This window comes from Krasilnikovia sp. MM14-A1004, from assembly GCF_047159485.1.
Classification (GTDB): Bacteria; Actinomycetota; Actinomycetes; order Mycobacteriales; family Micromonosporaceae; genus Actinoplanes.
The window spans coordinates 3754654-3772350 of the sequence record NZ_AP038773.1 but is presented as its reverse complement, the minus strand read 5'-3'; the positions used below and the strand labels follow the sequence as shown (position 1 = coordinate 3772350).

The window sequence follows — 17697 nt, the reverse complement described above, 5'->3', positions numbered from 1 at the left end:
AGCATCGAGTGCCGCGCTGACCGTCGGCTCAGTGGGGTGCGGTCGGGTGGCGGGGCTCGTAGAGGCCGAGCTGAGCGCCACTCGGCAGCGGTATCGAGGTGAGCAGTCCCCACCCCCTGTCCTGGACCTCTCCGGACAGGTCCACACCCCTGCCGCGCAGCTCCGCGATGGTGGCGTTGACGTCGTCACACATGAGGTAGAGCTCGGAGGCCTGAGTCTCTCCGGGATGGACCGCCACCTCGGCGGGCGGCAGGGCGAAGATGAGCCAGCCACCGCCCGCGTCGACCCCGGTAAACCCGAGTTTGTCGCGCAGGAAGGCGCGGTCCTGGTCCGCGTCGGCGCTGAACAGGATGGCATGCGCTCCAGTGATCATGGTGTCCCTCGCGGTGAAAACGGGTTGAGGCCGGCGGCGTGCGACGTACGGTGCTGACCATGGCGACATTCATCAAGAGCGTGACGTTCGACTGCACCGACGCGCTCGCGGCGGCCACGTTCTGGGCGGCCGCGCTCGGCGGTGAACTCGACGAGGATTCCACGTCGGAGAAGGCGTACGTGGAAGCGCCCGGCTGGGGTGGCCCCAACCTGTGGTTCCAGCGGGTGCCCGAACCGCGCGTCGCGAAGAACCGGATGCATTTCGATCTGCGGGCGCCCGGGCCGATCGCCGACGAGGTCGCCCGGTTGACGGCGCTGGGCGCGACCGTGGCGCAGCCGGGCGACGGCCTCGTCGTCATGCGGGATCCCGAGGGCCACGAGTTCTGCGTGGAGAACTGACCCTCGTCGCGCGGTGTGCGTGGCATCGACGGCCCCGCGCAGGGTCCGGGCCGGGCATCGGCGCGGGCCCAGAAGTGCAGGGAGAACAGGTGCGGGTGGTGCCGCCGCGGGCCCGGCCAGTCCGACCTGCAGCAGGCGCCGTCGTGTGGTCCGCATGGCTGCACCTCCCTGACTTCCGGCACCGTACGCACTGTCGCAGCGCCATCGGCCGGGAACGGCCCGCGGTTCACACTTCTGCGGTGCGGGGCGGGGCACGGATCTGCGCGAGGGCTTCGCCCGGGTGGATGTGTCGGGACAGCAACACGGCAATGAAAGATCTTGCAGAAATTGAAGGTCATTGCTATGTTTCCGCCGGCTCCTTTCACGGGGAGAGGAGCGTGCATAAGTACGAATGGGGTTACAGCGTGAAAAATCGAGTCGCCAAGGTGGTGGCCGGCGTCGCGGTCACCGTCGGCGTCCTCTTGGGAACGGCGGGCGTTGCGCAAGCCGGCCCCCGCCACTACACGCAGTACAACTGCTGGTGGGAGAAGCACGCCTCCTACGACGCCGGCGGCAATTTCGAGGGCACCCGGGTCAGTGCCTCCTGCCCCTCCGGAGCTCCGAAGAACCAGTGGCGGGCGCGGGTCACCTGGCACAGCCACGATTACCAGTACTCCAGCATCCAGTTCAACTGGCTCAACCAGGGAGACACCAACTCGGGTGTCCTGTATTCGGGTCAAGGGGTCGTCGACGAAGTGACCTACTGGGAATTCCGGGACCGCCCCTGATCTCGGATCGATGCCGGTAGCGACAGTTCCGGGTGGGCATGGACCCGGCCTGGCGTAGGCGCAGGGCGAGCATGACCGTTTCGGAGGATCACTGGGTTCGACGCCTTGTTGATCTTTCTGAAGCGAGACATGCCCGCCCTGCTGTCGTCTGTGGACCCACGGTGTCGCGGTACCGTGCGGGCGTGAGCCGGCACTGTCGCGTGACGGCGGGGTACTACGCGGAAAGATTGCGGATCGCCAGATCCTCTTGAGTGAGGTCCGCTGGTGGGCGGCTGGATTCGCGGGTGATCAGCGCGGTGTGCAGGAGCTGGTGGGGATGCTGGTCCTCGCCCCGGATCGCGGAGACCAGGAAGTCACCCGCGATCCGGCCCTTGGCCGCGATGGGCTGGCGCACCGTGGTCAGCCGCGGCCGGGTCCACTGTGCTTCCGGCAGGTCGTCGAAGCCGGTGACGGAGACGTCGCCGGGCACGTCCAGGCCGAGGTCCCGCAGCGCCTCGATCGCGCCGAACGCCATCTGGTCGGCGAGCACGATCAGCGCGGTGGGCCGGGGACGAGTGGCCATGAGGGCCTGGGCGGCGCGGTAGCCGTCCATCCGGGTGCACGGCGCCTCGGCGATGGTGATGTCGCGGGCGCTCATGCCGACGGTGCGCAGCGCGTCCTCGATCCCGGCGATCCGGCGGATCATGGGGTCGCGGTACGTGCGGGCGGGCTGGTCGGAGCGGTGTTCGATGCTCAGTACGGCGATCCGGCGGTGTCCGAGGTCGAGCAGGTGCTGGGTGACGTGGCGGGCGCCGTCGCGGTCGTCCACGTCGACGCTGGCCGCGCCTCCGTCCGGCGCGTCGCTGTCCACCAGCACGTACGGCAGGGCGCGGCGGCCCAGCTCGGCGATCTCGCCGCGGTCGGTGTCGAGTCCACAGACGACGAAGCCGTCGACCGCCGCCTCCCGGATCACTCTGACGAGGGAGTCGCCCACGGGCGGCATGAGCTGCAGGGACAGCCCTTCCCGGGTGCACACCTGGCCGATGCCCATGAGGAACCGCGCGTAGTACGGGTTCTCCATCGCCTTGGGGATGTCGTGGGGGAGCAGCACGCCGAGGCACTGGGTGCGGCGGTTGCGCACGGTCCGGCTGGACGGGGGCGGGGTGTAGGCCAGTTCCCGGGCGGCGGCGAGGATCCGCTCGCGGGTCGCGGTGGAGACCCGGGTGGGGTCGTTGAACGCGAAGGAGACCGCGGAGCGGGAGACGCCGGCGGCGGCGGCGACGTCGCTGGAGGTGGCCCTGCCCCGGCCGGCGTGGGCGTCCTTCGCTGCCATTGCGCTCCCTCGGGGCGTGTACTGCGGCCAGGCTATCAGCTCACGCAGTGTGAAGTTTAGTAAACGGTTACTGCCGTCGTGCACTGTTTAGCACGGATTTTTCGCGACCGCGAGCCTGTCCTGGATCCTCCGAAGGGAGGAGCACGCCTCCGGAACGGCGGTGGGAAGATCTCGTTAAGAAACAGTTACCTAACACGTTTTACTTGCGTGTTAGCGTGACTCCGGTCACCAGCCGCCGGACGGCGGCGATCCCACCCCTTAGGCCATGTCACCTCGTCCCCCGGGGCCATGGCACGAGAACCGACAGGAGATCCGATGCGCATTCGTAGCGTCGGTATGATCGCCACCGCCCTGGCCGTGGCGCTCACTGCCGCGGCATGCGGCGGTAACGACAAGAGCAGCACCAGCAGCGACAACAAGGCCGCGACCGACCCCAAGTCGCTCAGCGCCTCGCTGACCTGGTGGGACACCTCGGACCCGAAGAACGAGGCCCCGGCGTTCCAGGAGCTGATCAAGAAGTTCAACGCGACGTACCCGAACGTCAAGGTCGACTACCAGTCGGTGCCGTTCGCGGACGCGCAGAACAAGTTCAAGACGGCCGCGGCCGCCAAGTCGGGCGCCCCGGACATCCTGCGCGCCGAGGTCGCCTGGGTGCCGGAGCTCGCCTCGCTGGGCTACCTCTACAACCTGGACGGCTCGGACCTGCTGAAGGATGAGAGCGACTTCCTGCCGACCCCGATGTCGGCGGACAAGTACGAGGGCAAGACGTACGGCGTCCCGCAGGTCACCGACTCGCTCGCGCTGCTCTACAACAAGAAGATCTTCGCGGCCGCGGGCATCACCGCTGCCCCGAAGACCTGGGCCGAGGTCAAGACCGCGGCCGCGACCATCAAGTCGAAGACCGGCAAGCAGGCGCTGTTCATCAACTCCGGCGGCTACTTCCTGCTGCCGTTCATCTACGGTGAGGGCGGCGACCTGGTCGACGCGTCCGCCAAGAAGATCACCGTGAACAGCCCGCAGGCCGTCGCCGGTATCAAGATCGCTCAGGACCTGGTCAAGGACGGCACCGCCGTCAAGCCCCCGGCCAACGACGCCTACGGCAACATGATGACCCTGTTCAAGGAGCAGAAGGTCGCCATGATCATCAACGGGCCGTGGGAGGTCAACGGCATCAAGGACGCCCCGGCCTTCGGCGGCCTCGACAACCTCGGCATCGCGCCGGTGCCCGCCGGCAGCGCCAAGGCCGGTGCCCCGGTCGGTGGCCACAACTACACGATCTGGTCCGGCATGCCGAAGGAGAAGGTCGCGGCCGCTGTCGCGTTCGTCAAGTTCATGTCCTCGGCGGAGTCGCAGGCGTTCCTCGCCGACAAGCTCGGCCTGCTGCCCACCCGCAAGTCCGCGTACGACCTGCCGGGTGTGAAGGACAACGCCACCATCGCCGCGTTCAAGCCGGTGCTCGACGCCGCGGTGGCCCGTCCCTGGATCCCCGAGGGCGGCCAGTTCTTCGGCCCGATGGACAAGATGGCCGTCGAGGTGCTGGTCCAGAACAAGGACGCCAAGGCGTCGCTGGACACGGTCGCCAAGACCTACAAGTCCGAGATCGTCAAGGACTACAGCAACTGATCGATCGATCGTCTGGCCGCCGGCCCTCGGGTCGGCGGCCAGCCGCGTTGGAGCCTTTCCCCCCGGAAGTGGAGCAGCGATGAGCACCGCAACGGTCGGACGCCGCACCCCGACCCCCGAGCCGGTCCGCGAGCCGGCCCCACCGGGGCGGCTGCGGCGCAGCTGGGACAAGCACTGGTACGCCTGGGCGATGGTCACGCCCGTGGTGATCGTGCTCGGCGTCCTGGTCTTCTACCCCCTCGCCCGGGGGATCTACCTGTCGTTCACGGACCTCACCGAGGCCAACCAGCAGCGTGAGCTGTGCACCCCGTCGATCACCGGGGATCTGAGCTGCCAGGCCAACCCGCACGCCTGGAAGTTCGTCGGCCTCGAGAACTACATCCAGGTGCTCAACGGCCAGATCGGCCAGTTCTGGCCCCAGTTCTGGACCACCATCATCTGGACCGTCACCTGCGTCGTCTTCACGTACGGCATCGGGCTGGGCCTGGCCGTGCTGCTCAACCGCCCGATGCGCGGGCGCAGCATCTACCGGGTGCTGCTGATCCTGCCCTGGGCGGTGCCCGGCTTCGTCAGCGCGTTCTCCTGGCGGTTCATGTTCAACCACCAGTTCGGGGTGGTCAACGCCCTGTTCAAGGCGATCGGCCTGCAGCCGGTGAACTGGTTCGACAACGAGCCGACCGCACTGACCACCGCCATCGTCACCAACGTCTGGCTCGGTGTGCCGTTCATGATCGTGTCGCTGCTCGGCGGCCTGACGGCCATCCCCGCGGAACTCTACGAGGCGGCCACCATCGACGGCGCGACTCCCTGGCAGAGGTTCAAGAACGTCACCCTGCCCGGTCTGCGGCCGGTCAGCATGACCGTCCTGCTGCTCGGCACGATCTGGACCTTCAACATGTTCCCGATCATCTTCCTGGTCACCCGCGGCCAGCCCGCCGGCGAGACCGAGATCCTGGTGACCGGCGCCTACAAGGCGGCCTTCGAGGGCATCCGCAACTACTCACTCGCCTCCACCTACGGCGTACTGATCCTGTCCATCCTGCTCGTGTTCTCGGTGTTCTACCGGCGCGCGCTGCGCAAGCAAGGCGAGGTGTGGTGACATGTCCGCGCAGGTAGCAACGGGCAAGCGCAAGCCCATGAGCCGTCGCTCACCGATGGCGTCCGTCGCGATGCACGCCACCCTGATCGTCGCGACGCTCATCGCGATCTTCCCGATCGCGTGGGTCGTGCTGTCGTCGTTCAAGCCCGAGGCGCTGGTGCAGACCAGCGAGATCAGCCTCGTCAACCACCCCACCCTCGAGAACTACCGGTACGTGCTGACCGAGACGATGTTCCCCCGGTGGGCGCTCAACTCGGTGATCGTGGCGATCGCCACCACCGCGATCGGCGTGCTGATGTCGGCCACCACCGGGTACGCGCTGTCCCGGTTCAACTTTCCGGGGCGCCGCCAGCTGCTGCTGGTCTTCCTGGTGACCCAGATGTTCCCGGTCTCCATCCTCATCGTCCCGATCTACGTGATCATGGCGAGTCTCGGGCTGATCAACACGCTCGGCTCGCTGGTGATCGCGTACCTGACGATCGCCGTACCGTTCTGTTCGTGGATGCTCAAGGGTTACTTCGACTCGATCTCCACCGAGCTGGACGAGGCGGCGCACCTCGACGGGTGCGGGCCGTTCGCCACGTTCTGGCGGGTCATCCTGCCGCTGGCCCGGCCCGGCATCGCCGTCACCGCGTTCTTCTCCTTCCTGACCGCCTGGGGCGAGGTCGCCTACGCCACCGCGTTCATCCAGGAGAAGAGCAGATTCACCCTCGGGTACGGCCTGCAGCAGTTCGTGCCCGCCTACAACCCGCAATGGGGGAACCTGACCGCGTCCGCGGTGCTGATCACCGTGCCGGCGGCAGTGGTGTTCTTCTTCGCCCAGCGGCACCTCGTGTCCGGGCTGACGGCCGGCGCGGTCAAGGGCTGACACCGGCGCCGGTGGCGCACCGGCACAGACCGACAATGGCCCGGCGGCCGTGGATCCCGCCGGGCCATTGTCTTTGTCGGCGCTGTTTTTTCGGTGCCCGGTACGCCGGGTCAGGCGGCGAGCGTCGCCCAGACGACCTTGCCCTCCCGCGAGGGCAGCCAGCCCCAGTGCGTCGCGACGCTGTCGACCAGCATGATGCCGCGGCCACGTTCCCGGTCCAGGACGTCCAGTTCGATCAACCGGGGCGGCTCGGGGGAGCCGTCGCGGACCGAGATGTTGACGTAGCGGTCCCGGTGGCTGATCTGCAACGTGATCATCGTGCCGGCGTGCTCGACGGCGTTGGCGACCAGCTCGCTGACCACCAGGCAGGCCGGGCCGATCAGATGCGGCAGGCCCCATCTCGCGCACGCGTCGGTGGCCATGTCCCGCGCGTGCCGTACCGCTCCGGAGACCGGCAGCAAGCCGTCGTGGACGGACTGCGTCGCCGTGCCCTCGTGGGGCGTCGCGCGTCGTGCCGCGTCGAGGTCGGGATGGACCGTCAGCTTTCCGCGCGCGAGCTTCGTGGCCAGCGCCGGTGGTGCGCAGAGCAGCACCGGGGTGCCCGGCCAACTGGCGGCCTGGCGGGCGATCGAGCTGAACAGCGCCAAGGGGGTGCTGCCGGCGACCTCGATGCCGGACAGGTCGATCAACAGCGCCTCGGGCTGCTCGGCCAGGCACTTGAGCAGCGCCTGGCGCAGTCTCGGCGCCGTGGCCAGGTCGAGGCGGCCCCGGACCGTCACGACGGCACGTCCCTCGCCCTCGTCCACGGTCCAGTCCAACGGCGCGGTCATCACAGTGTCACCTCCCCGTCTGACTGTGCATGCCCGGCTCAAATCAGGTGTAAACCCGGACGGCAGCGGGCAAGTCGACGGAGCCGACCGGTGCACAACGATCGCTGGCACGGGCCGTCGTCTGTTATCCGCCGCGCTGGATGGGTACAGCCACCAAGGTGACAGACTCCCGCGACTCCGACGCGGTACCCGGCTGGGACGGGCACCTGCTGCTCCTGCACAGCTCGGAGGACGAGCGGCGGGCGGCGCTCGCCGCATGGGTGCGCCGGGGTCTGGAGCGGGGCGAGAAGGTCATCTACACAGAGGGCCCCGCCGCGGCGCGTGACTCGCTGTCGAGCGTGCTGCAGGCGCACGGGCTGGACGCGGAGGCGGCTCAGCGGGAGGGCCGGCTGGCCGTCCTGCCACTGGCGGAGTTCTACCCGCCGCACGGTCAGGACGCCGTCGTGGGGCGGGCGCTCGCCGAGGGCTTCCCGGCCGTACGGCTGTCGGCGCAGGCCGGTGCCGCGCTGAGCCTGCTGTCCCCCCGCGCGTACCTGCGCGCCGAGCGGGACATCGAGCGCCTGTGCCGGACCCGCACCGTGTCGTCGCTGTGCCAGTACCGCCGCGCGACGACCATCGGCACGTGGCTGGCCAAGGCCGTCGGTGTACACCTGCCCGGGATCCGCCACGCGCGGCTGGCCACCAGCGGTGCGGGGCGCGGCCTCCGGGTCTGCGGCGAGCTCGACGTCTGCAACGTCGAGGTGTTCGGCGCGGTGCTGACCGCCGCGATCAGGCGTACCGCGCGTACTGTCTGGCTGGACCTCGCGGCCGTCGACGTGGTCGACGCGGCGGCCTGCCGGATGCTGGTGGAAGCCAGCGACCGGTTCCGCACCGGCGGTGGGCGGGTGTTGCTGGTCGGCCCGCAAGCGCACGTGGATCAGGTCATGCGCCGTCTTGATCTGGACCTGGTACCCGGCATGCATCTGGTGGGAGGTGACCCATGACCGTCGTTGCGGGCTGTCTGCATCACGTACTGTTCTTCGACTCTGCCGCGGCACTGGCCGCCGCGGCCGTGCCCTTCCTGCGCGGCGGACTGGACGCCGGTGACGCGGCGGTGCTGGTCTGCCGCCGCGACCGCAACGTGATGCTGGCGGAGGCACTCGGTGGCGACTCCCGGCTGCTGGTGCTCGATCAGGCCGCCGTCTACACCCGCAGCGCGAACGCGGTGGCGGCCTACCGGCGGATGATGTTGCGGCACACCGGCAGCGGCCGGCTGCGGTTGGTGGGGGAGGTCGACTTCGACGGCGGGCCGACGAGCTGGAGCGAATGGACCCGGTTCGAGGCCGTGGTCAACGCGGCGCTCGCCCCCTACCCGCTGTCCAGCGTATGCGCCTACGACACCGGCGCCATGCCCGGACCGGTGCTGGCCAGTGCAGCACACACCCATCCGCTGCTGCTCACCGGCCCGGAGAGCACGCCCAACCCGGCGTACATACCGCCGGCGCAACTGCTGCACAAACTCCCCGCCATCGGACCCGACCCCCTGCAGGACACGGATCCGACGTACGCCTTCGGGGCCCTCACCGAACCGGCGCAACTCGCCGACCTGCGCCGGCACCTGCGTGACGGCGTCCTGGCCGGGCTACCCACCGCCACCCGCACCGACCTCGTGACAGCGATCGCCGAGGTGGTCACGAACGGGCTCGTGCACGGCCGCCCACCCGTACGGGTCGAGCTGTGGGCCGCGCCCACCCGGATACTGTGCACCGTCACCGACCGCGGCGCGGGCTTCGACGACCCGCTGTCCGGCTACGTCCCCCACGACACCGGCGATCCCCACCGTGCCGGCGTGGGTCTGTGGCTGGCCCGGCAGAGCTGCGACCACCTCGACACCGCCGTCACCCCGAAAGGTTTCACCGTGCGTCTGTCCAGCGCCGTTCCCGTGTGCGCGGCCCGGAGTCCGGTCGCCGCCGCGGCGCGGGCCGAAGCCGCCCGCCGTCGCGCCCACAAGGCCCGGGCCCGCGCCGAACACCTCCTGCACCGTCTGGAGGCGCTGGACGCCCGCCACAACGGGCAGGCGCGAGCGCGCCGGTCCCATGCGCCGGATCCCCGCCTGCACGTCGAGGTGTCCCGGCCCGACCAGGCGTCCGCTGCTGCGCCGCTGGATCCCGACCATGCGGACTGAACCGCGGGGCGAGCCACCGGCCGCGGGCTTCGCGTGCACCGGGAGGGCGATCGCCGCCCAAGATCATCTTGGTGCCCTGCCGAGCGATAGTGTGGGAGACATGCCTGCACGTGGGACAGCAGCGCACCGGGACATGGTCGCGGTGGGTGCTTCCGCAGGTGGGGTGGAGGCGCTACGCGCGCTGGTCGCCGGAATTCCTGCGGACTTCCCGGGCGCGGTGCTCGTCGTTCTGCACGTGCCCCGCGACGCCCCGAGCGCGCTGCCGGCCATTCTGAGCCGCAGCGGCCCGCTGACCGCGTCGACCGCGGTCGACGGCGAGGAACTGGTCCCCGGCCGCATCTACGTCGCCCCGAACGATCACCACCTGCTGGTGCTGGACGGCCGGATCCGGTTGACCCACGGCCCGGCGGAGAACGGCCACCGTCCCGCGATCGATCCGCTCTTCCGGTCCATCGCCCGCGCCGCCGGGCGCCGCGCGGTCGGCGTGGTGCTGTCCGGATCGCGTGACGACGGTGCCGCCGGGCTGGCCAGCATCGCCGCGCACGGCGGCGCCGCCGTGGTGCAGGATCCCTCGGACGCGCTCTACCCGTGGATGCCGAAGGCCGCGCTCGCCCGGGCGCCGGGCGCGAGCGTCGCTCCCGCGGCCGAGCTGGGTGACCTCCTGGTCCGGCTCACCGCCGTGGAGCTTTCCGGTCCCGCGGCGATGGCGGCCGACGACGACACGCTGATCGCCGAACTCGCCATGTCCACCCTCGAACCGGTGACCACGGACGAATTCGCGGAGCCCGCGGCCGGATACGGCTGCCCGGCCTGCGGCGGCGCCCTGTTCCAGATCGGCACCGAGTCGGCACCGCGGTACCGCTGCCGGGTCGGGCACGCCTGGTCGCCGGAGAGCCTCCTCGACGAGCAGGCCATCGCGCTCGAAGGGGCGTTGTGGATGGCGCTGCGGGCCCTGGAGGAGAAGTCCGCGCTGAGCCGGCGCATGGCCCGCAGCCGTACCCCGCGGCACAACGCCACGGGGGCACGGTTCCACGACATGGCCGCCGACGCCGACGCGGCGGGCGAGACCATCCGACGCCTGATCTCGCAGCTGGGTTCCCTGGCAACACCACCGGAACGGGCCGAGTCCACCACCACCTCACCGGGCTGCGGTAGCGTCCCCGGGCAGGTTGCTCCGTAACCCTGGGAGACTGGATGGAATCGACCGACCCGCACTTCGAAGCGCTGCTGATCTACCTCAAGGAGTCGCGCGGCTTCGACTTCACGGGCTACAAGCGGTCCAGCCTCACCCGCCGGGTGAACCGGCGCATGAGCCAGGTCGGTATCGAGGACTACCAGGAGTACCACGACTACCTGCAGGTCCACCCGGACGAGTTCACGGCGCTGTTCAACACCATCCTGATCAACCTCACCGGATTCTTCCGGGACCCGGAGGCCTGGGATTTCCTGCGCGGCGAGGTCCTGGAGGGCCTGGTCGCGGCGAAGCCGGCCGACTCGGTGATCCGGGTGTGGACCGCGGGCTGCGCCTCCGGTGAGGAGGCGTACACCCTGGCCATGGCGCTGGCCGAGATTCTCGGGCCGGAGGCGTTCCGGGACCGGGTGAAGATCTACGCGACAGACGTCGACGAGGAACAACTCAACGAGGCCCGGCAGGCGACCTACACCGACCGGGACGTCAAGGCCGTCCCGCCGGAGCTGGTCAAGCGCTACTTCGAGTCGTCGGGCCAGCGGTTCACCTTCCGCCAGGACCTGCGCCGGTCGGTGATCTTCGGCCGTAACGATCTGGTGCAGGACGCCCCGATCTCCCGCATCGACCTGCTGACCTGCCGCAACACGTTGATGTACTTCAACACAGAGACCCAGGGCCGGATCCTCAACCGGTTCCACTTCGCTCTCGCCGACGGTGGTGTGCTGTTCCTCGGCAAGGCCGAGATGCTGTTGAGCCACGGCAGCCTGTTCACCCCGATCGACCTGAAGCGGCGCGTGTTCCGGCGCGTGCCCCGGCTCGCGGCGACGCCGGGCGCGATCTTCGCCGAGCCGCCGCAGCCGGCGGCCACCCCGGCGACCGGACTCGACCGGCTGCGCAACGAGGCCTTCGCGGCAAGCCCTCCCGCCCAGCTCGTCCTCACCTCGGACGGGCTGGTCGCGCTGCCGAACCGGCAGATGGAGAAGCTGTTCGGTCTCACCTCACGCGACGTCGGGCGCCCGTTCCGCGACCTGGACCTGTCGTACCGGCCGGTCGAGCTGCGCAGCTACATCGAGCAGGCGCAAGTGGAACGGCGGACGCTGCGGGTCACCGACGTCGAGTACCGGCGCGGCAGCGAGACCACGAACCTCGAGGTGCAGATCAGCCCGCTCAGCGACGGCGACGGCAGCCTGCTCGGCGTCAACCTCGTCTTCCACGACGTCACCGCGGCGCGGCAGCTCCAGGAGGACCTCGAACACGCCAACCAGCAGCTCGAATCGGCCTACGAGGAGCTGCAGTCGACCGTGGAGGAGCTGGAGACCACCAACGAGGAACTGCACTCGACCGTGGAGGAGCTGGAGACCACCAACGAGGAGCTGCAGTCCACCAACGAGGAACTGGAGACGATGAACGAGGAACTCCAGTCCACCAACGACGAGTTGCAGAGCATCAACGACCAGCTGCGCATCAACACCGCCAAGCTGGACGAGGCCAACGGATTCCTCGAAGCGGTCCTGACCAGCCTGCGCGCCGGTGTCGCCGTCGTCGACCAGGACCTGCGGATCCGGGTGTGGAACCGGCGCGCCGAGGATCTGTGGGGCCTGCGCTCCAGCGAGGTCGTCGGCCAGCACTTCCTCAACCTCGACATCGGCCTGCCGTTCGAGAAGCTGCGGGTGCCGCTGCGTTCGGCGCTGGGACCGGGCGGCGCGACGGGGGAGGCCACCGTCGACGCGGTGAACCGGCGCGGCCGGCCCGTGGTCGTCCGGGTCGCCTGCACCCCGTTGGCGACCCCGGACGGCGCTGTCAACGGGGGCGCCATCATCGCCATGGAGGCCGACGAGTCCGTAGCCACGCGCGCGACGACGGACGAGGTGGCCCGTCCCGAGGTCGGAGAATGACCGGCGTCGCCGTTTGACGGCGCACGACGAGGGGCAATATGGACCGTCGGCTCCGGAAGGCCCATGTCTGCCGATGAGCGGGGACGGCATCGGGCCGCGCCGATGAGGAGCGAGCCATGAGACGCGAAGAGTCGCCGTTCCTGCTGTCCCGCGCGAGCGGTGGCGAGGATCAGGTCGTCGTCGCCACCGGCGACTTCGACACCGCTATCACCGAGATCGCCCCGCACGGTCGATGGACCCGCGAACTCCGTGCCGCCTCCGTCGACGTGCTCCGCAAGTGCCTCGCCGACGCCCCCGCCGCGATCGTCGTGGACCTGCGCGACCTCGGCGACCCGGACGGCGCCAGCGCGCCACTGTGGATGACCGCACGCACCTGGGGTGACCAGCAGCTTCCCACCGTACCCGTGGTGGTGTGCCTGCCCACGGCCGCGCCGCTGGCCGGGGTCCTGCGCCGCCGCGGCGCCCGGTGGTTCCTGCCGGTGTACGCCACCGCGCCCGAGGCCCGCGCCGCCCTGCTGTCCCGGCACGCACTCACCGAGCGCATCACGGCGCACCTCGAACCGGACGCCGCCGCCCTGCCCGTCGTCCCGGAGATCGTGCGGCAGGCGTGCACCAGCTGGGACCTGCCCGGCGTGCGGGAACCCGCCGAGAGGGTGCTGACCGAACTCGTCGATAACGCGATCGAACACGCCGGGACCCGGATCGACGTCGCGCTCACCCGCCGATCCCACGGTCTGCACCTGGCCGTCCACGACCGGCACCCCGGCCTGCCGTGGTTGCCCGGCCGGGCGCCCGGCGATCCCGGCGATCCCGGCCGCCACGGCCTCGGACTGCGCCTGGTGCATGCGACGGCGACCGCGTGGGGTGCGGTACCGACCCGCAAGGGAAAGATGGTGTGGGCCGCCATCGCCGCACCGCACCACCCGTAGCGGGGGTGCGTCGCGGTTACTGCGCCGCGTCGAGGGCCTGCGCCAGATCCGCCCACAGGTCCGCGGGATCCTCCAGCCCGACGGACAGGCGCAGCAGCCCGCCGTCCGGTTTGGCCTCGGCCGCCACGGGCCGGTGGGTGAGCGACGCCGGATGCTGGATCAGCGAGTCGACGCCGCCCAGCGACACGGCGTGGGTGATGAGCCGGCAGGCCCCGGCCACGCGCGCGGCGGCGGCGTACCCGCCGGAGACCTCGAACGCCACCATGGCTCCCGGGCCGCTGACCTGGCGCCCCACCAGCCCGGCCGGGTCGCACTCCGGCCGTCCGGGGTAGTACACCCGGGTGATCGCGGGGTGCCCGGCCAGCTGGTCCGCGAGTTTGCCCGCCCCTTCCTGCTGGGCCCGCATCCGGACGGGCAGCGTCTGCAGCCCCCGGTGCAGCAGGTACGCGGCGAGCGGGTGCAGCAGGCCACCGGTGACCGCGCGGACCCGGCGCAGCCGCGCGGCCCACTCCGGCCCGCAGGCCACCACGCCGCCCATCACGTCGCCGTGCCCGCCGATGAACTTGGTGGCCGAGTGCAGCACCAGGGCCGCGCCGTGCCGGGCGGGCTGCTGCAGCACCGGCGTGGCGAACGTGTTGTCCACTAGCAGCGGCACCTCGCCCGCCTGCGCGTGCAGGGCGCTCAGGTCCAGCATCTCCAGCGTCGGGTTGGCGGGGGTCTCCACAATGATCAGCCCGGTGTCGGGGCGGATCGCGGCGGCCACCGTGTCCGGCGTCGCCCAGCTCACCTCGGTGCCGAGCAGGCCGGAGTCGAGCAGGTGGTCGCTGCCGCCGTACAGGGGGCGGACGGCGACCACGTGACGGCGGCCCTCGGCGGCCGCGGCCAGCAGGCAGGCGGTCAGCGCCGCCATGCCGGAACCGAACGCCACCGCCTCGCCGACGCCCTCCAGGTCCGCGAGCGCGGCCTCGAAGCGGCGTACGGTCGGGTTGGCCAGCCGCTGGTAGACCAGGCTGTTCCCGGGCGCCTCGTGACCGCCCGTGGCCAGCGCCTCGTACGCGTCGCCGCCCGACTCGACGTCCGGCAGCGGGTACGTGGTGGACAGGTCGATCGGCAGGGCGTGGACGCCCAGCTGGGCGAGGTCGTCGCGACCGGCGTGCACGGCCCGGGTGTCGAGGCTGCTCATGGCGGCAAGGGTGCGCAGTGTTCGGCATCCGCACAACAGTTCCGAATTTTCTTCGGTAGCGGATGATCAAGCCGCACAATATTCGGGGAGAAGCGTTCATGGAGGTCACCATGACGAAGGAACTGCGGCGCGGCCCAGGGCCGCCGGAGCGCCCCGCGCCGAGCGGGCTGGACGATCTCGACCGGCGCCTGGTCGCGCTGCTCGTCGAGGACGCGCGGGCGCCCAACGCCAGCCTCGCCGCCGAGCTCGGCATCGCCCCGTCCACCTGCCTGACCCGGCTGCGGTCGCTGCGTGAGCGCGGCGTGCTGCGCGGCTTCCACGCCGACGTCGACCTCGCCAGGGTGGGGCTGCCGATCCAGGCGATGGTGTCGGTGCGCCTCGCCGTGCACCACCGTGACCGGGTGGCTGCGTTCCGCGCCGCGGCGCCGGGGCTGCCCGGCGTGGTCGGCGTCTACCACGTCACCGGGCAGGTCGACTACCTGCTGCACGTGGCGGTCACCGGCCCTGACGCGCTGCGCGACTTCGTGGTGGAGCACGTGCTGAGCCGCCCGGAGGTCGCGCACGCAGAGACCAGCCTGATCTTCGAACACGTGCGCGGCACGGCGGTGGGCCCGGCCGGCTGACCGCTCTCAGGCGGGGACCAGCAGGGCGACCAGGAAGTCCGCGTCCGGTGTGAACGGACGCAGATCCCACGTGCCGAGCAGCAGATCGGGGCGCAGGCCCGCCGTCGCGACGTCCGCCAGGAAGTCCTCGTACGCGTAGCCGCGCCCGGTGCCGAAGCCGACCACCACCCGCCCACCCGGCCGCAGGTGCCGGGCCAGGCGGCGCAGGATCTCCACCCGGGTGGAGGGCGCGACGAACGTCATCACGTTGCCGGCGCAGACCACGACCTCGAAGCCGTCGGTGATGCCCGCGGCCGGCAGGTCCAGCTCGCCGAGGTCGCCGACCAGCCACCGCGGCCCCGGATGTTCGGCCTCGGCGGCGGCGATCAGATCCGGGTCCAGGTCCACGCCGACGACGTCGTGCCCGGCCGCGGCCAGGATGCCGCCCACCCGCCCGGTGCCGCAGCCGGCGTCGAGGATCCGGGTGCCGCGCGGCACCATGGCGTCGATCATGCGGGCCTCGCCGGCCAGGTCGGCGCCGGCCGCGGCCATGTCCCGGAACCGCTTGATGTACCACTGGGAGTGGCCGGGGTTCTCGGCGACCATGCGCAGCCAGAGGTTCTCCTCCGTCATCACGGTGCCTCGGCGACTTCCTCGATCCACCCCATGGCGGCGATCGCGGTGGGGAAGCCGCACGTGGTGATCGCCGCGAGGGCGACCGCGCGGACCTCGTCGAGGCTGGCGCCGGCCTGCAGCGCCTTGCGTACGTTGGATCTGACCGCGCCCCGGGCCTGCGCGCCGATCGCCATCGCGAGCTTGAGGAGCCGGTCGGTCCGGTCGTCGAAGGGGGTGCGCTCGCGTACCGCCTTCGCGACCGCGCCCTGCGCTTCGGCGACCTCCGGGAAGCGGTCCAGGAATTGGGTGTAGATGCTGGGCAGGTAGTCGGACATGGGGCCCTCCGCCGCATGATCGGTTCGACGTCTTCACCGTAGCCACCCCACAGCGGCGGCGAGCCGAAGGCGGGGAAGTCAGTGGTGTGCGCCGACACCCCGGCGTGCGCTGTCGCGTACGGCGGCGGGCGGCGGCTGCGGTGCGGGCGCGGCGCCGCGCCGGGCGCGGTAGATCACGTACGGGCGCCACAGGTACGCCAGGGGAGCGGACCACACGTGCACGAGCCGGGTGAACGGCCACAGTGCGAGGAACAGGAACCCGCCGATCGCGTGCAGCTGGTACACCAGCGGCGCGGAGGTCATCAGCTCTGTGTGCGGCTGGAGCCAGAAGATCCCCCGGAACCAGACCGCGATGGTCTCCCGGTAGTCGTACCCGTCGCCGAGCAGGTTGGTGGCGACCGTGGCGGTCATGCCGAGCGTGACCATGGCGGCGAGGGCGGCGTAGAGGACCTTGTCCGCCCCGGTGGTGACCCGCCGGATCCGGCCGTTGACGAAGCGCCGGGCGATCAGCAGCACCAGCCCGGCGACCAGCATCGTCCCGGTCACCGTGCCGCCCCACACCGCGGTGGTGTGGTAGACGTGCTCGCTGATCCCGATCCTTTCGGTCACCGCGGCGGGGACCAGCAGGCCCATGGCGTGCCCGCCGATCACTCCGAACGCGCCGAGGTGGAACAGCGGCGAACCCAGGCGCAGAATCCGGCTCTCCAGCAGCTGGCTGGTGTGCGTCGTCCAGCCGAACTGGTCGTGGCGCCACCGCCAGGCGTGCCCGCCGACGAAGACGCCGAGGCAGAAGTACGGCACGACGATCCAGATGAGCGTGTTCATCGCGTGGCCTCCGGCGCGGAGCAGGCGGGATAGGGGGCGAGGGCCGCGCCGTCCAGGTCGGGGCCGTAGCCGAGCGAGTCCAGGCCGACGGTCTCCACCGGCGGGCCGTCGACGGCGAGCGCGGCGACGGCGTCCCGGTCGGCCTCGGTGAGCGGCGGCAGCACGGCCGCCACCGCGTCCAGCAGCAGCCGGTACGGTGTGCCCGCCCCGGTCAGCGCGGCGCGCAGCAGCTCGATGCCCTGCCGGTGCTGGCGCAGTGGCGCCTCCCCGTCACCGGGCCCCACCGCGGCGGCGAACTCCAGCACCACGGGCAGCAGGTCGGGCAGCTCACCATCGGCCAGCCGCAGCCCGTGCGCCCGGTACCGCTGTTTGAGCATCAGCAACGCCAGCCCGCGGCGGCGGGTGTCGCCGTGCAGGTAGTAGGTGAGGTACAGCCCGGAGCGGCGGCGCAGGTCGAACGTCTCGACGAAGTGGCGCTGCACAGCGATGGGTGGGGTGCCGAGGAACCAGTCCAGGAACTCGGTCACGTCGGCGCGCACCTGCGCGTGGTCGATGAAGGCGGCGGCCGCCCGCAGCTGTGGCCCCGCGCCGAGCAGCTCGGCGTCCGGATAGGTCAGCAGCAGGGACACGAGTTGGAAGATCCGGCCGCGATCGGCGGCGGGCACGCCCATGGCCGGGCGCTCCTTGGTC

General features: G+C 70.8%; 19 protein-coding genes. 11 read left to right on the top strand and 8 right to left on the bottom strand.

The features are described from left to right. Window positions 1–28: 28 nt before the first annotated feature. The gene (locus ACMCNN_RS16440; protein WP_412741373.1) at window positions 29–373 is read right to left on the bottom strand and encodes a VOC family protein; all 345 of its coding nucleotides are present in this window, start codon (window positions 371–373) and stop codon (window positions 29–31) included. A gap of 59 nt (window positions 374–432) precedes the next feature. On the opposite strand from ACMCNN_RS16440, the gene ACMCNN_RS16435 reads away from it, so the two are divergent. After that, the gene (locus tag ACMCNN_RS16435) at window positions 433–771 is read left to right on the top strand and encodes a VOC family protein (protein ID WP_412741372.1); all 339 of its coding nucleotides are present in this window, start codon (window positions 433–435) and stop codon (window positions 769–771) included. A 377-nt stretch (window positions 772–1148) separates the two neighbouring features. Next, a complete protein-coding gene (locus ACMCNN_RS16430) occupies window positions 1149–1538 on the top strand; it encodes a hypothetical protein (protein ID WP_412741371.1) in 390 nt (129 codons plus the stop codon). A 214-nt stretch (window positions 1539–1752) separates the two neighbouring features. Here the strand turns inward: ACMCNN_RS16430 and ACMCNN_RS16425 are convergent, their stop codons facing one another. Continuing rightward, window positions 1753–2850 (bottom strand): LacI family DNA-binding transcriptional regulator, encoded by a 1098-nt coding sequence (locus ACMCNN_RS16425; protein ID WP_412741370.1) that lies wholly within the window; start codon window positions 2848–2850, stop codon window positions 1753–1755. Between the two features lie 315 nt (window positions 2851–3165). Between ACMCNN_RS16425 and ACMCNN_RS16420 the strand changes: the two genes are divergently transcribed. From ACMCNN_RS16420 to ACMCNN_RS16410, 3 genes are all read left to right on the top strand, one after another. Beyond that, window positions 3166–4473: an extracellular solute-binding protein gene (locus tag ACMCNN_RS16420; protein WP_412741369.1), complete on the top strand. Its 1308-nt coding sequence runs from the start codon at window positions 3166–3168 to the stop codon at window positions 4471–4473. Window positions 4474–4552: 79 nt separating this feature from the next. After that, on the top strand, window positions 4553–5572 hold the full coding sequence (locus tag ACMCNN_RS16415) for a carbohydrate ABC transporter permease (protein WP_412741368.1): 1020 nt from the start codon (window positions 4553–4555) through the stop codon (window positions 5570–5572). Window position 5573: 1 nt separating this feature from the next. Beyond that, window positions 5574–6440: a sugar ABC transporter permease gene (locus ACMCNN_RS16410; protein ID WP_412741367.1), complete on the top strand. Its 867-nt coding sequence runs from the start codon at window positions 5574–5576 to the stop codon at window positions 6438–6440. A 110-nt stretch (window positions 6441–6550) separates the two neighbouring features. Here the strand turns inward: ACMCNN_RS16410 and ACMCNN_RS16405 are convergent, their stop codons facing one another. Then, a complete protein-coding gene (locus ACMCNN_RS16405) occupies window positions 6551–7270 on the bottom strand; it encodes an ATP-binding protein (protein WP_412741366.1) in 720 nt (239 codons plus the stop codon). A 158-nt stretch (window positions 7271–7428) separates the two neighbouring features. Between ACMCNN_RS16405 and ACMCNN_RS16400 the strand changes: the two genes are divergently transcribed. From ACMCNN_RS16400 to ACMCNN_RS16380, 5 genes are all read left to right on the top strand, one after another. Continuing rightward, window positions 7429–8253 (top strand): MEDS domain-containing protein, encoded by an 825-nt coding sequence (locus ACMCNN_RS16400; RefSeq protein ID WP_412741365.1) that lies wholly within the window; start codon window positions 7429–7431, stop codon window positions 8251–8253. After that, complete coding sequence (locus ACMCNN_RS16395) at window positions 8250–9434, top strand: anti-sigma factor RsbA family regulatory protein (protein ID WP_412741364.1); 1185 nt, start codon at window positions 8250–8252, stop codon at window positions 9432–9434. The genes ACMCNN_RS16400 and ACMCNN_RS16395 overlap by 4 nt, the downstream gene beginning before the upstream one ends. A 100-nt stretch (window positions 9435–9534) precedes the next feature. Beyond that, entirely contained in the window at window positions 9535–10614 is a 1080-nt protein-coding gene (locus ACMCNN_RS16390) for a chemotaxis protein CheB (RefSeq protein WP_412741363.1), read from the top strand. A gap of 14 nt (window positions 10615–10628) precedes the next feature. After that, window positions 10629–12518: a CheR family methyltransferase gene (locus tag ACMCNN_RS16385; protein WP_412741362.1), complete on the top strand. Its 1890-nt coding sequence runs from the start codon at window positions 10629–10631 to the stop codon at window positions 12516–12518. Window positions 12519–12634: 116 nt separating this feature from the next. Then, window positions 12635–13447 (top strand): ATP-binding protein, encoded by an 813-nt coding sequence (locus ACMCNN_RS16380; RefSeq protein WP_412741361.1) that lies wholly within the window; start codon window positions 12635–12637, stop codon window positions 13445–13447. Between the two features lie 16 nt (window positions 13448–13463). On the opposite strand, the gene ACMCNN_RS16375 is transcribed toward ACMCNN_RS16380, so the two are convergent. Then, the gene (locus tag ACMCNN_RS16375; protein WP_412741360.1) at window positions 13464–14630 is read right to left on the bottom strand and encodes a trans-sulfuration enzyme family protein; all 1167 of its coding nucleotides are present in this window, start codon (window positions 14628–14630) and stop codon (window positions 13464–13466) included. A gap of 110 nt (window positions 14631–14740) precedes the next feature. Here ACMCNN_RS16375 and ACMCNN_RS16370 point away from each other — a divergent pair, with 110 nt between their 5' ends. Beyond that, a complete protein-coding gene (locus ACMCNN_RS16370; protein WP_412741359.1) occupies window positions 14741–15253 on the top strand; it encodes an Lrp/AsnC family transcriptional regulator in 513 nt (170 codons plus the stop codon). Window positions 15254–15259: 6 nt separating this feature from the next. Here ACMCNN_RS16370 and ACMCNN_RS16365 read toward each other — a convergent pair whose 3' ends face one another. The 4 genes from ACMCNN_RS16365 to narJ form a co-directional block, all read right to left on the bottom strand. After that, window positions 15260–15865, bottom strand: a complete 606-nt coding sequence (locus tag ACMCNN_RS16365) for a class I SAM-dependent methyltransferase (RefSeq protein ID WP_412741358.1) — start codon at window positions 15863–15865, stop codon at window positions 15260–15262. After that, window positions 15865–16182 (bottom strand): carboxymuconolactone decarboxylase family protein, encoded by a 318-nt coding sequence (locus tag ACMCNN_RS16360; RefSeq protein WP_412741357.1) that lies wholly within the window; start codon window positions 16180–16182, stop codon window positions 15865–15867. Before ACMCNN_RS16360 ends, ACMCNN_RS16365 begins: the two co-directional genes overlap by 1 nt. A gap of 78 nt (window positions 16183–16260) precedes the next feature. Next, the gene (gene narI / locus ACMCNN_RS16355) at window positions 16261–17007 is read right to left on the bottom strand and encodes a respiratory nitrate reductase subunit gamma (protein WP_412741356.1); all 747 of its coding nucleotides are present in this window, start codon (window positions 17005–17007) and stop codon (window positions 16261–16263) included. Then, window positions 17004–17678, bottom strand: a complete 675-nt coding sequence (gene narJ, locus ACMCNN_RS16350; protein WP_412747189.1) for a nitrate reductase molybdenum cofactor assembly chaperone — start codon at window positions 17676–17678, stop codon at window positions 17004–17006. The genes narI and narJ overlap by 4 nt, the downstream gene beginning before the upstream one ends. Window positions 17679–17697: the final 19 nt, after the last annotated feature.

Coding starts and splice junctions, on each gene's coding strand:
- ACMCNN_RS16385 (WP_412741362.1), top strand. CDS start 10,629: ATGGAATCGACCGACCCGCACTTCGAAGCGCTGCTGATCTACCTCAAG.
- ACMCNN_RS16425 (WP_412741370.1), bottom strand. CDS start 2,850: ATGGCAGCGAAGGACGCCCACGCCGGCCGGGGCAGGGCCACCTCCAGC.
- ACMCNN_RS16390 (WP_412741363.1), top strand. CDS start 9,535: ATGCCTGCACGTGGGACAGCAGCGCACCGGGACATGGTCGCGGTGGGT.
- ACMCNN_RS16420 (WP_412741369.1), top strand. CDS start 3,166: ATGCGCATTCGTAGCGTCGGTATGATCGCCACCGCCCTGGCCGTGGCG.
- ACMCNN_RS16375 (WP_412741360.1), bottom strand. CDS start 14,630: ATGAGCAGCCTCGACACCCGGGCCGTGCACGCCGGTCGCGACGACCTC.
- ACMCNN_RS16365 (WP_412741358.1), bottom strand. CDS start 15,865: ATGACGGAGGAGAACCTCTGGCTGCGCATGGTCGCCGAGAACCCCGGC.
- ACMCNN_RS16415 (WP_412741368.1), top strand. CDS start 4,553: ATGAGCACCGCAACGGTCGGACGCCGCACCCCGACCCCCGAGCCGGTC.
- ACMCNN_RS16370 (WP_412741359.1), top strand. CDS start 14,741: ATGACGAAGGAACTGCGGCGCGGCCCAGGGCCGCCGGAGCGCCCCGCG.
- narI (WP_412741356.1), bottom strand. CDS start 17,007: ATGAACACGCTCATCTGGATCGTCGTGCCGTACTTCTGCCTCGGCGTC.
- ACMCNN_RS16360 (WP_412741357.1), bottom strand. CDS start 16,182: ATGTCCGACTACCTGCCCAGCATCTACACCCAATTCCTGGACCGCTTC.
- ACMCNN_RS16440 (WP_412741373.1), bottom strand. CDS start 373: ATGATCACTGGAGCGCATGCCATCCTGTTCAGCGCCGACGCGGACCAG.
- ACMCNN_RS16435 (WP_412741372.1), top strand. CDS start 433: ATGGCGACATTCATCAAGAGCGTGACGTTCGACTGCACCGACGCGCTC.
- ACMCNN_RS16395 (WP_412741364.1), top strand. CDS start 8,250: ATGACCGTCGTTGCGGGCTGTCTGCATCACGTACTGTTCTTCGACTCT.
- narJ (WP_412747189.1), bottom strand. CDS start 17,678: ATGGGCGTGCCCGCCGCCGATCGCGGCCGGATCTTCCAACTCGTGTCC.
- ACMCNN_RS16410 (WP_412741367.1), top strand. CDS start 5,574: ATGTCCGCGCAGGTAGCAACGGGCAAGCGCAAGCCCATGAGCCGTCGC.
- ACMCNN_RS16405 (WP_412741366.1), bottom strand. CDS start 7,270: ATGACCGCGCCGTTGGACTGGACCGTGGACGAGGGCGAGGGACGTGCC.
- ACMCNN_RS16380 (WP_412741361.1), top strand. CDS start 12,635: ATGAGACGCGAAGAGTCGCCGTTCCTGCTGTCCCGCGCGAGCGGTGGC.